Annotated in this window: 10 protein-coding genes; 8 read left to right on the forward strand and 2 right to left on the reverse strand. The window is 45.2% G+C overall.

Going from position 1 to position 13,195, the window contains the following annotated elements; genetic code table 11:
- The first annotated feature begins 16 nt into the window (after positions 1 to 16).
- The 6 genes from JMW94_RS04585 to JMW94_RS04610 all read left to right on the forward strand — a co-directional run bounded on the left by JMW94_RS04585 (position 17) and on the right by JMW94_RS04610 (position 5,648).
- Complete coding sequence (locus JMW94_RS04585; RefSeq protein ID WP_201601981.1) at positions 17 to 622, forward strand: 3'-5' exonuclease; 606 nt, start codon at positions 17 to 19, stop codon at positions 620 to 622.
- Between the two features lie 119 nt (positions 623 to 741).
- Complete coding sequence (gene dacB / locus JMW94_RS04590; protein ID WP_227685414.1) at positions 742 to 2,751, forward strand: D-alanyl-D-alanine carboxypeptidase/D-alanyl-D-alanine-endopeptidase; 2,010 nt, start codon at positions 742 to 744, stop codon at positions 2,749 to 2,751.
- 43 nt (positions 2,752 to 2,794) lie between these two features.
- The gene (locus tag JMW94_RS04595; RefSeq protein WP_201601984.1) at positions 2,795 to 3,310 is read left to right on the forward strand and encodes an ABZJ_00895 family protein; all 516 of its coding nucleotides are present in this window, start codon (positions 2,795 to 2,797) and stop codon (positions 3,308 to 3,310) included.
- 147 nt (positions 3,311 to 3,457) lie between these two features.
- Positions 3,458 to 4,006 carry a DUF421 domain-containing protein gene (locus tag JMW94_RS04600; protein ID WP_201601987.1) on the forward strand — a complete coding sequence of 183 codons (549 nt, stop codon included), beginning with the start codon at positions 3,458 to 3,460 and terminating at the stop codon, positions 4,004 to 4,006.
- Positions 4,007 to 4,137: 131 nt separating this feature from the next.
- Positions 4,138 to 4,626: a 23S rRNA (pseudouridine(1915)-N(3))-methyltransferase RlmH gene (rlmH, locus tag JMW94_RS04605; protein ID WP_201601990.1), complete on the forward strand. Its 489-nt coding sequence runs from the start codon at positions 4,138 to 4,140 to the stop codon at positions 4,624 to 4,626.
- A gap of 128 nt (positions 4,627 to 4,754) precedes the next feature.
- Positions 4,755 to 5,648 carry a DODA-type extradiol aromatic ring-opening family dioxygenase gene (locus tag JMW94_RS04610; RefSeq protein ID WP_201601993.1) on the forward strand — a complete coding sequence of 298 codons (894 nt, stop codon included), beginning with the start codon at positions 4,755 to 4,757 and terminating at the stop codon, positions 5,646 to 5,648.
- Positions 5,649 to 5,679: 31 nt separating this feature from the next.
- Here JMW94_RS04610 and JMW94_RS04615 read toward each other — a convergent pair whose 3' ends face one another.
- Entirely contained in the window at positions 5,680 to 7,173 is a 1,494-nt protein-coding gene (locus tag JMW94_RS04615; protein WP_201553048.1) for an amidase, read from the reverse strand.
- Positions 7,174 to 7,388: 215 nt separating this feature from the next.
- Positions 7,389 to 10,769 carry a DNA translocase FtsK gene (locus JMW94_RS04620; RefSeq protein WP_201602009.1) on the reverse strand — a complete coding sequence of 1,127 codons (3,381 nt, stop codon included), beginning with the start codon at positions 10,767 to 10,769 and terminating at the stop codon, positions 7,389 to 7,391.
- Positions 10,770 to 11,358: 589 nt separating this feature from the next.
- Between JMW94_RS04620 and trxB the strand changes: the two genes are divergently transcribed.
- The gene (trxB, locus tag JMW94_RS04625) at positions 11,359 to 12,381 is read left to right on the forward strand and encodes a thioredoxin-disulfide reductase (RefSeq protein WP_193007872.1); all 1,023 of its coding nucleotides are present in this window, start codon (positions 11,359 to 11,361) and stop codon (positions 12,379 to 12,381) included.
- Positions 12,382 to 13,191, forward strand: coding sequence for a leucyl/phenylalanyl-tRNA--protein transferase (gene aat / locus JMW94_RS04630; protein ID WP_201602012.1), 810 nt, complete (start codon positions 12,382 to 12,384; stop codon positions 13,189 to 13,191). It abuts the gene before it with no gap.
- The last annotated feature ends 4 nt before the right edge of the window (positions 13,192 to 13,195 follow it).

The following is a 13,195-nucleotide window of genomic DNA, read 5'->3' on the forward strand; positions in this document are numbered from 1 at the left end:
TGGATGAGCGACAACTATGAGTTGGCTAACACAGTTATCCTGCGCTTGGCAAAAAACGCAGCTACAGCGTCCAGAGTTGGCATCGATGTTTACCAAGTCTTTGGCTAAGCAGTGGGTAGCGATTGACTGCGAAATGACCGGACTCAATCCAAAAAATCACCATTTACTGTCTGTCGCCGCGATTCATATCAATGACAATACAATAGATACGGGCAATGGCATGCATATCGTCTGCAGACCACCTGTGATGCCAGACCGTGACACCATTGTGATTCATGGCCTGCGTACTGCCGACGTTGAGCATGGTATGAGCTACGATGAGATGCTAGCGTTACTACTACCGTTTATAGGCAATCGGCCGATTGTGGGGTTTTGTACAAGTTTAGACACAGCGTTTTTAAACCCTCTGGTCAAACGCTATATGGGCACAGCACTGCCCAACGAAGTCATCGATTTGCGCCATTTATATAGTCGGCGCATGAGTGGTCAAACCCAAGGACTATCTAGCCAAGCGCAGCATCTGACCAATATTTTAGCGCATTATAATATACCCGATCTAGGCGCTCATGATGCTTACAACGATGCCATCATGACCGCCATGGCATTTTTACATGTGCGCTAACGTGCGTTCGCATTCTGCAAATTCAGATAAAAACAGGTTTTCATCTACGCCTGCCATCTACGCGAAAACGGCAACTCATGTTACCATAGGCTGTTTTTGCCACCTGATGAAAGATGCTCATGCGACCCACCTATAAACTCCGTCATTCCTCTGCTTTTACTGCCAAATTATCCCCTTTTTCTCGTTATCTGCGACCGTCGAAGCCGCCTGCTAAATACGTACCTATCATGGCGTTATTAGCAACGGCGACACTATTGCCCATCCATGCACAAGCAGCACTACCAAAAGCCATCGAAGCAGCATTATCACGAGCCGATTTAACAGAAGCTGATATTAGTATTATCGTCACACCAGTCGGTGATAAAAATGCCAGTCACCTGCCCGCTCCCATTCAGGTTATTGATAGCAGCAGCACACACCGCTCATCTAAACCAGCTCTTCAGACAAAACCGACTGCCAATATAAATGCTGATATAACAAGTAATTCTCAAAAAACCACGCAAAATAATAATGACAAAACCAGTAATAACCATGTGCGCCAACAGAGTACGCTGATTACTATTGAGCAGCGTACCATTGAAAAGCATGAGAAAAAACTGCATGCCTACACCGATGATCCTTACACTTATCAAAGCTTAGAAAGCATCCCAACGATATTGGGTGATAAGGCAAAAACAGCTGTCATTAACAACAATGCTAATAACAATAAAACTGATGACATCAGTACTGATAACGCCTCCATAAAAATTTCATTTTCGCCGTTGCTGAACCATCAAGCCGATATCGCTCGCACGCCTGCCAGCACCATGAAACTCGTTCCCAGCTTTATTGCTTTAGACACCCTAGGCGCTGATTTTGTCTGGCATACCCGTGTCTATCATACAGGCCTTGTCATCGGTGACCGTCTGCATGGCGATTTGATTATTCAAGGCAGCGGTGATCCAAAAATGACCCACGAGCGTTTAGAACAGCTCCTTTATAAAGTACAGTCGTCCGGTATCCGTCATATCGACGGTGATATTATCATTGACAGCGGCGTCTTTAAAAATGTCAGTAAAGACCCTGCCGCCTTTGATAACTCGCCACTACGTCCTTATAACGCCAGTCCCGATGGTTTTTTGGTGAATTTTAGTACCATCGGTATCAAAAGCTATCCGTTAAACGATGACCAAGCAAATCTAACTTATACACCAAAATTAGCAAACTATGCTTTGCCCAGCATCATAAATACGCGTTCGGCGGCCTGTGGACAAGCGCGTTATAGTCTCGCACCTGAATGGCAAGCAAAACAATTGGTGTTAAATACTCATTTGCCAAACAGCTGCCAAGAGCATGCTTTTTATGTGGCTTATCCTGATGCCAAAGATTTTGCCGCACGCGTTATTGCCGCAAAATGGCAAGAGCTAGGCAATACGCTGAGTGGTAGTGTCATCACTCAAGAAGCACCCTACACTACAACGAAAAGCACCAAATCAGCGCATGGTTTAGCAGCACTTCCTATATCACCGCTGCCTATTGTCAGCTACCCATCATTGAATTTGACGCAGCAGATTTACGATATCAATCACTTTTCAAACAATGTGATGACTGAGCAAGTGGCGCTATCGATTGGTGTTTATGACAAAGTTGATAATAAAACGCTCGATAAAGCTATTAATGGTTCACATAGCTTGTATCAATTTGGCACGCCGACTGCGACGAGCTATCCTGTCGCATTGCAGACTATTAATCAATGGTGGCAGACCAATCTAAGCACACCGCCGCCGCATTTGACCAATGGTTCAGGACTCTGCCGCGACTGTACCATCACAGCTGCAAACCTAAGCGAGCTATTAACTTATGCTTATAGCCATCCAAGTTTTAACGCTTACGTCAACTCGTTAGGTATCGCTGGCGTTAGTGGCACCATTACCGCTCATAGTGAACGCCTACCAGAATCAGCAGCCATTGGTCGTGCGTGGATAAAAACAGGTACCTTAAACAACGTCACCTCGATGGCAGGGTATGTCAAAGGATTGTCGGGACAGGATTATGTCGTGGTTGGACTCATCAATAGTGAGCAAGCACATAACGCTTATACAGCCAGACCTGTGCTAGATGCGATGCTTGATTGGACGGCGCAGCATTAAGTGTTTTTTACATCCTATTTTTCACCTTTATAAAGGTTCACTTATGTCACGCAAGACAACCAATCTCAATAAATCCAAGACTCATTCAGGTGGCAAGCCGCTGCCGAAAAACCATGAGTCAGCGCAACCTAAATTGGCACAATATGTAGGATATTTCGCGATTGGCTATACGCTTGCCAGCGCAATATTTATGATGATTCAAACCAAGCTTGCTTTGAATTCGCAACTGGTAACGGTATTGTCTATCATTATCGGGGCTTATATCGCGGTTCGTAAATTTGTCAAACATCAGCAGCGCGCATTGAATAGCGGTGAAATCAATCGCTTAATGTTTGGCGGAGTCGCGGTGGTCTGGCTACTGACTGTCATTTACTTCTTAGCTATATGGTTTTGGTTGTTTGATGCGGTAAATCGCGAAGTCTTACTAGAGATGGCCGTCCAGCAACCACTGCCATTGGTCTCATCGCTGGTGATGATATTGGTGCTGACACTGGTCAGTGCTCGCATCAGTCTTTGGGCGATCAATCGCCTGCTTGACCCTAAACGAAAAACTATGTGAGCGAGAAGACCTCAGCCGAACCTCTACAAGGTGCTACAAATTTTTCTCCCTATTAATACATAAAATCCGTTAGGCTAACTTTAATGAGCAGCCTTTTGAATGATTTTAGGTGATTAACGATTTTATATTTTAATAGGAGCATTTATCATGGACATGGTTTTTTTTGACAATATAGACAAGCTTGGACGCATCGTTTTGACGACAGTCATGGTTTATGTGTTAATCGTACTGGTGACCAAAATCTCAGGTAAACGCTCCACCTCACAGCTCAATAATTTTGATTGGATCGTCACCGTGATGATCGGTTCACTTGGTGCCAGTACTATTCTGCTCAAAGACATTCCCTTTGTCGAAGGGATTTCATCGATTTTAGTACTTTATTTATTGCAGTTTTTAGTTACGAAATACGCCTCTATCTCACCGCAATTTAGCAGTTTTATTTTGTCAGAGCCGCGTATTGTTTTTTATCAGGGGCAGTTTTTGCCAGATGCCATGCGCGCTGAGCGGCTGACTCGTCAAGAAATTGAATGTGCGATGCGCTCTGAAGGAGTGCATCGTTTTGATGATGTTGAAGCCATCGTTTTTGAATCTGATGCCAAGCTTACTATTATTCCAAAACCCAGCCCAACTGATGCTAGTGGTAATGACCAAAATACAGAAGATAGTGTCTCGCAAACCATACAGCCCTTGATGTAAGACCTATTGTTTATCCAAGATTAGTAAATCATCAAAAACGACAGGGTAAAAAGGTTGTTTGTTACGTTCACTTAAGCATAGAATTCTTTTGTTATATTTTACTAATGACTAAAATTAAAGTGGTACTGGCTATGAAAGTAAGGATTTTAACCGTCGGTAATAAAATGCCTAAATGGGTACAGACGGGGTTCGATGAGTATTTTAAGCGTATCCAACCTATGCTCAGTACAGAAATCGTGGAAATTGCTGCCGCAAAGCGTGCAAAAAACCCGTCTGATGCCAATTTGGCACAATACCGTGAGCAAGAAGGACAGTCAATACTAGCCGCTCATAATGCCTCAGGGCGTGAGCAACTATGGGTATTGGATGTCAAAGGTAAGATGATTTCGACAGAAGGGCTGGCTGATAAATTAGCTAATGGCATGCAGCAAGGCGATGATATTGCACTGGTGATCGGCGGTGCAGACGGCGTATCGCCAGAAGTATTAGCCAAAGCCGATGTAAAATTGTCACTATCAGCGCTGACATTACCGCATCCGCTGGTACGTGTTGTGCTAATGGAACAATTGTATCGCGCGATGAGTATCAACAACAATCATCCTTATCATCGTGGCAACTAAGCAGTCATTAAACACTGCCATACTCTGTGCTAATATTTTTTGCCGAGATTCTGTGCTGATAGTTTATGGGCAACAATATCAATGATAGAAGCGATTGAAAAATCGCGGCGCGCCCTAATAAACGCTACATGAAATATCCAAAACATGCGACACCTAACGCCCCTCATTCAATTCATCAGCCTGATGACTCGTACTCTCATTCGCCAACGCCGATCACGGCGACTGGCGTTTGGACAGATGCGCCTATTTTAAAATCAAATGTGGCTAAGCTACCAGCGTTGTTTATCTCGCATGGCGCACCCACGCTTGCCATTGAACAATCTGCCACGACCAGTGCACTGGCACGTATTGGGCAAAACTTACCAAAGCCACGTGCCATCCTGATTATGTCAGCGCATTGGCAATCCGCCAAACTCGAAATGAGCAGTAATCCGCAACCTAAGACTTGGCACGATTTTTCAGGTTTTCCACCTGAGCTATATGAGCTTCAATACCCTGCATCTGGTCAGCCAGCACTTGCTGAATCCCTTGCCCAGCAGCTCACTGCACGCGGTATTACTTGTAGCGTCAATCCGGTGCGGGCTTGCGATCATGGGGTGTGGGCACCGCTCAGCCACTTATATCCAGAGGCTGAGATACCTATCGTACAGGTTTCTCTACCGCAGCATTATGACAGTATCGCCTGTTATCAATTGGGTGCGCAGCTAGCGCGCCTACGTGAAGAGCAAATACTTATCATTGGTTCAGGTAACATTACCCATAATCTGCGAGCATTACGCTGGCAAGCAGATAGTGTTGACCAAACGGCTAAAGCATTTAAGCAATGGCTGCTACAACAGCTCAAAACAGACATTCCTAGTGCTTTAGATTGGCAGCAATATCCTGACTATAAAGATATTCATCCGAGTGACGAGCATCTGTTGCCATTGTTTTTTGCCTTAGGTACAGGTCAGCGTGTCTCAGTTGTCCATCAAAGCATGGCGCATCATAGCTTGGGCATGGATATTTATCGATTTGATTGAGTAATCATTACTTAATCGATAGAATGCAAACTTACTTCTCAAAGGCTGCCTTGGTAAACAACCCTGCTCGCTCCATCTCCCCTGCCACACTGAATAATGTCGCTTCATCATTCATACGCCCAATCAGCTGCATCCCAATTGGCAAACCTTTTTTACTCATTCCTACCGGTAATGACATCGCTGGCAATCCCGTGATATTACCCAGTAGTGTAAAGGCCATTTTGCCCAGCACAGGCTGACTAAGCTTTTCGATCATACCTGAGCTAAAGGCATACTTACCCATATCGATGCCCTTATTGAGCAATCCTGCGCTACGCATGAGCATTTCATCCATAACACTTGGTGGCAATACACCATGCTTAACTGAAGGTGTCGGCACGGTCGGACATAAAATCATATCATAGGTTTCAAGTAGCAAGCCAGTTTGATACTGACTGTGATGCCAACCATGCTTAGCATGCGCCAAATCAACGGCTGATAATGAGCGACCCAGCAATGCCATATTGTAGGTTTGTGGCTCTAGGTTTTTGATATGTTCTGCCCCAAAGTCACGCTCAATATTATCAATGGTAAAAGCGGTATGGGTGCAGACCACCACCATAAAGTCATGCCAAAACTGCTCGATATTGATATTCGGCTCAGCGGGTATGACGCGATGACCCATGGCTTCTAGCTGCTTAGCCGTTTGCTCTAATACGGCTAACACTTCTTTATCCACCACAGTATTGGCAATCAATGGCTGTTGATGCAAGGCAATGGTTAATTGCCTTGGTGCGCGCATCGCAGCTTGCAAAAATGTGCCATCAGGTGGCGCGATGACATAAGGCGCACCAATCTCTGCGCCATTTGTAGCGTCGAGCATCGCGGCACTGTCACGTACGCTGCGGGTAATCACGTGATCTGCGACTGCACCTTCCCAGCCTTCCCCGAATTTAGGGCCTATCGGGTTACGACCACGGCTGGGTTTGAGTCCAAACGCGCCGCACCAAGCAGCAGGGAAGCGTATCGAGCCACCACCATCACCCGCGCCCGCCATCGGTACGATACCGCTCGCTACTGATGCTGCACTACCGCCCGATGAACCGCCAGAGCTGTAACCTTTTTTGAAAGGGTTATGAGTCGCACCATGGGCTTTTGGTTCAGTGGTAATGATTAAACCAAATTCTGGCGTATTGGTCTTGCCAAAGGTATTCACACCTGTGGCTTTCATTCGCTTGACGATTTCACTGTCGCTCTCAGAGATGATATTAACACTACGACTGCCCATCGTGATTGGCTCATCGGCAAAGCTAAATGACAAATCTTTGAGCAGATAAGGCACACTATTGAATATACCTGAGGGTAATCCCGCCTGTGCAGCATGATAAGCACGGTCATCAAAACGATGGATGATGGCGTTTAATTTGGGATTGAGTGTATTGGCTTGATAGACGGCAGCATCTAACAACTCTTTAGCGCTGACTTCACCTGCATTGACCAATGCCGCCAATGCTATGGCATCATATTGGGTATATTCTTTAAACATAGTAGCGTCCTTGCTGAGTAATAAACCTAAAATTTCTGAAAATTGAGTGATATTTATGCTATCAACAAAGGTCAGTTTAGTATAAAAAACGAGTGCTGATAATTGATAAAAAAACTGATTGGTCATTCAGACATGAGCGTTATCATATTTTTCCGATAAAAAAGACGAACCACTTCTGTGACTCGTCTTTTTTATTGTCTAATAAAGTCTAAACGCTACATTAATAGCTCACGCTTACCGCTTTTGCCCATTGAGCTGACCAACCCCGCGTCCTCCATGGAATCTACGATACGTGCGGCACGGTTATAGCCGATGCTAAATTTACGCTGGATACTAGAAGCAGAAACTTTTCGCGTCTCCATAATAAAGGCCACAGCATCGTTATAAAGATCGTCATCCTCACCAGATGCATTCGCCGTACTACCACCGCCACTAGGACTAGACAGTTCAAAGTTGCCTGCCATATTATCAATATAATCAGGCGCACCGCGTTCGCGCCACGCGTCACAAACACGGTTGACCTCTTCATCGCTGACATAGGCACCATGCACACGATCTGGCTCAATTTGCCCAGGTCCTAGAAAGAGCATATCACCATTACCCAGCATGTCTTCGGCACCGCCACTGTCCAGAATCGTCCGCGAATCTACTTTTGAGTTCACTCGTAGTGCCGCCCGCACAGGAATATTGGCTTTAATCAAGCCAGTAATTACATCGACCGATGGACGCTGGGTAGCCAGCATTAAATGGATACCTGCTGCGCGTGATTTTTGTGCAAGACGGGTGATAAGCTCTTCGGCTTGTTTACCAACCTGCATAATCATATCGGCAAACTCATCCGCGACAATGACAATCATCGGCAAAGTTTTTAGCTTCGGTGCTTGGCTGATACTCACGCTGTCATTAGGTCGCCACAAAGGATCAAGCATCGGATTGCCCGATTTTTCAGCAGCAATGACCTTTTTGTTAAACTCATTAAGCTTACGCACTTTGAGTAAACTCATCAGTTGATAGCGACGTTCCATCTCTGCCACGCACCATGACAAAGCACTGGCCGCTTCAGTCATATCAGTGACGACTGGTGTTAATAGATGTGGAATATCATTATAGTTGGCAAGCTCGAGCTGCTTTGGATCAATCAAAATGAGACGCAGCTCATTTGGCGTATATTTGAGTAGCATCGATAGTAGCATCGAGTTGACCAATACCGATTTACCCGAACCTGTAGTCCCAGCAACCAACATATGCGGCGCGCGCGCAAGGTCAGTAATGATGGCATTACCACCGATATCCTTACCCATCGCCATGCTGATTTGGGCTTTAGGATCTTGGAATTTTTCGGTATTCAATAGCTCAATCAAACGTACCATTTCGCGCTGCTTATTGGGTACTTCGATACCGATATACGGCTTACCCGGAATGACTTCAACCACACGTAAAGACGCCATCGATAACGAGCGCGCCAAATCACGTGAAATACCGGTAACCTTACTGGCTTTTACTCCAGCAGCAAGCTCGACTTCAAAGCGGGTGACAACAGGACCCGGAATGGCGTTGACCACATTCGCCTTTACATTAAATTCTTGTAATTTAATCTCTAGTAACTCTGATAATTGCTCAAGCTCGGCGACGGTATAACTGGGCTTACGATCAGGGTCTGGCTTATCCAAAATAGAAATCTCTGGAATAGGCGTTAGGCTACTGCGATAGGCAGCTGTTTGCATCGAGCGTGATTTTTGACTGAAGGCGGCATCATCACTAATATCTGGCATAACGGGCGCATTGACATCCTCAGCGCTGTCATCCTCTGGCATCATGTCAGTGATATGATTGCTACTATCGCCCTCAGGTACCGCAAAACTTACCGTTGGTTTAGGCGCAACCATTGGTTCAATAGCTGACGCTGTGACGCGGGTTTCTACCGTAGGCGGCAGTTTAGGATTAGACGGTGGCGTATTGGTCGGCGTCATATCAGCGACTGACGCAACTGGTTCAACCACGTCTACTACTTTGGCGACACTCGCTTCATTAGATACAGAAGAAGTTTCGGAATCCTCTGACAGTTCAGGTTCTTCATCAAACCATTTATCAGTAAAGTCGTTCATTTCGCTATTAGATGAGTCTGTCGCAGGCGCTGTGACTGCTGCTTGTCTGGGCAGCTCAGTCATATTGGCTGCTTGCACTGTTCCTGCAGGTTGCCCTGTTTCTACAGACTGCATAGCTGTAGATGTTGAGACATCCGCATGCTCTGCCAACCATGCATCAGCCAGTATATCAACGGCCTCCACTTTATCCTCTAACTCAAACAATTTAGGCTCATTATCCGTTTCGTCAGCCGTCTCACCGTATACCAGCTCATTTATTGATGGCTGAGCTGTTGACTGCAAGTTCTCTGTTGATTGAGCTTCGGACATCTCTGCGGCTGATATCGCTGTAGAGTCTAGCACCGCTGTCTCTAACGAGTCAGTATTGCTATCAGCAGATACAGAAGTAGTAGCGGCTGAATCAGAAGTGTTCATATTATTAGCGTGATAAGCCATTTGCTCGCTGGCTAATAAGTCATCGACAGTATTGGCGTCATTCCAAGCAAAGCTTGGCTCGACTTTACGGATAGCAGTCATGGCAGGACTTGACGGCGTCGATGTAGTCGTATGACTTGCTAGATTTTGAACAGTACTGCTAGGTGTTTCTACTGAGACAGGGACAGGCTCACTATTCTCACGACTAGATTTAGCAGCTGAATTAGGCATCGCCGCTTGTGTTGCGGCAACTACAGAAGCTTTAACGCTCTCAGCCAACCCTGACGTTGCCAAAAACTCTGACAACACATTGCTGAACCGACCACTGTTGTCTACGGCTTGAGCATTGCCAGCAACTTGTAACTCAAGTGGCAGCTGCTCGTGATCGGCTGCGTCTTTTTTCGCGTTACTCTTGGCTGTGTTTTCATCATTTTGCTTGGCATTAATGTTTTCTGGCGTGGTTGATACGCTATCGTGCATCCTACCCTGACGCTTCACCCCTGAGCCAAGCCACGATAGCGCCTTAACCTTCTCATAAATCGCTAGCCAATGAATATTAAAGGCAAAAGTTGCGGTAATAATGACGAATGCCGTCAAGAAAATCACACTCCCCCACTGCGATAAAAGCTGTGCCAAACGCGCCTGTAGTTCAAATCCAATAATGCCACCAGCCACGCTTTCCAGCCCTAGCGTTCCTGGATTGGTCAATTGCTGTACTAACGCCACCAATTGTGCGAACAAAGCACTGGCACTTAATAATAAAAACACATAAGCAACCACTCGCATCAGCCAAAACGTTGGCTTGTTGTCCCACCAAATAAGGATAGACTCATAAACCACAAACGCCAGCAGCCACCATGCACCAAAACCAAAGAAGCTATAAAGCAAGTCAGATAACCAAGCACCCGATTCACCGCCTACATTATTAATCGTGGTCATATCGCTACTGATATGCGACCAACTAGGATCGTTACTGGTATATGTCATCAAAATGACAAATAGATAAACGGCCAGTATTAACCCAAGGAGGGTAAATATTCCCTTTTTTAAATACTCAATAAGCGGTGCTGATATCACGTAAGATCTGCCTTGTTATTAATACTAAATGGTCGCCAATGCATGACTAAGCCTAATCATGCTGACATAAAGCGCTGATAAAGGGTTGGATATAAAGTGCTGATACAAACGCACTTAGCGAAGTGTACAGAAAACATTGTCTATTATAAAAGCGATATACAACAGCCTTCTTTTTGCCTTTGGCACACTTGGCATAACTTCTTATAATAACAAATACATAGGGATAGTGGCGACCGTCTTACAAAGAAAGCGTGCAATAAAATCAGTCTGTATACGGTTTAGGCAAAAATCATACGGTTTAAGCAAAAACCTATGTCACTCGCAAAATATAACGAACAGAACAAGGACAGTCATATTAGACAAGACCTATAAAATACCAGCGGTTTCTAACCATAATATTTCAAGAGAAATATACTTTGATTGTAATCATACCTGTGTTTGTTTTAGCAAACTTGTACTTTTCGTCCAATGCCCTTATGTTATTATCACGCAGCGATTAGAAAATCCCATTAGCATCAATTTTGAAGACTGTTTTTTATTATATTGTTTACTCGTATTTTTAACATTTATATTTAGCAAGGAATAACTCATGGCAACTGACAATACCGCTCCACGTCACGAAAAACTCATTATCCTAGGCTCAGGCCCTGCTGGTTATGCAGCGGCTGTGTATGCAGCACGTGCCAACCTCAAACCTGTTATGGTCACGGGCATGGAAGTAGGTGGACAGCTAACTACCACCACTGAAGTCGATAACTGGCCGGGCGATGCGCATGATTTAACGGGTCCTGCATTGATGGATCGCATGAAAGCCCATGCCGAGCGCTTTGGTACTGAATTGGTTTATGACCATGTCAATGAAGTTAATTTAAACGTGCGCCCTTTTGAGCTGACGGGTAATAACGGTAGCTACACTTGTGATGCGCTTATTATCTCGACTGGTGCATCAGCACAGTATTTAGGGTTGGAGTCGGAAACCAAATTCCGTGGCCTAGGCGTATCAGCGTGTGCAACTTGTGATGGTTTCTTTTATAAAGATCAGAAAGTCGCGGTGATTGGTGGTGGTAATACGGCTGTCGAAGAAGCATTGTATTTATCAAATATCGCTGCTGAAGTGACCTTGGTGCATCGCCGTGATAGCTTACGCTCTGAAAAAATCCTCCAAGATAAATTGTTTGAAAAGGTCAAAAACGGTAATATTAAAATCGAGTGGAATCATAAAGTCAAAGAAGTCGTCGGCGATGACATGGGCGTCAATGGCGTAATCATCGAATCTATGATTGATGGCAGCACCAAACAGTTAGACGTGTTTGGCATGTTTGTCGCGATTGGTCATAAACCGAATACAGACTTATTTAAAGGTCAGCTGGATATGAAAGACGGCTATCTTATTGTCAAAAGCGGCTTAGACGGCAATGCCACACAAACCAGCATCGAAGGTGTATTTGCCGCAGGCGATGTCGCAGACCATGTCTATCGTCAAGCTATCACTTCTGCTGGTACGGGCTGTATGGCCGCGCTAGATGCTGAAAAATACTTGGATGCGATTGGCGAAGCTACAGCCGCTGACCATACTTATGCGTCAACATTGACTGCTGATAAAGAAGCCTAAATGGGTAATTTCTCTCAATACAACAATGAGCACATCACGCCTGAGACCTTAAAAAGTCTTGGGCGTTATGACTTTCCTGACCCTTTAATGGTTGATCCTGACGGCATTGGTATCGTCGCTATCGGAGGAGATTTGGCAGCCGAAACATTGATTTCTGCTTACGCGCAGGGTCTGTTTCCTTGGTTTAATGAAGATGAACCAATTGCATGGTGGTGCCCTGAACCGCGCTGTGTGATGGTGCCAACCAATTATAAGCCAAGCAAGTCGCTGCGTAAGCAAGCCATCCGCGAGCGTTGGCAATTAACCTTGAATCAAGCTTTTGATGACGTTATTCATGCCTGTAGTTTACCGCGCAGTGATCGCCTCAATAATGAACAGCCCGAGGGCGAACATACTTGGATTCATGATGAAATGATTGAGGCTTATACCGAACTGCATGCACAAGGATTTGCACATAGCATTGAAGTTTGGAATGATAAAGGGCAACTCATTGGCGGGCTTTATGGTCTAAAAATAGGTAGCATTTACTTTGGCGAATCGATGTTTCATATCGCCTCTAACGCCTCAAAGTTCGCATTTTGGGGTTTAATGCGCTTATGTGAACAAAGCCATGTGGCGCTGGTCGACTGTCAGCTACCAAATGAGCATTTGATGAGCTTGGGTGCAACCACGCTACCGCGTGCTGACTTTTTGACTCAATTGGATCTCTTAACGGCTAATAGCACTGTCAAATGGCAAAATAACTCTCACAAACCACTCGCCGTATCGTTACTTGATACCATAGAACCTTGGCAGCTTATCTTAAAATAAATAC

The organism is Psychrobacter immobilis (assembly GCF_904846185.1).
GTDB classification, from domain to species: domain Bacteria; phylum Pseudomonadota; class Gammaproteobacteria; order Pseudomonadales; family Moraxellaceae; genus Psychrobacter; species Psychrobacter immobilis_B.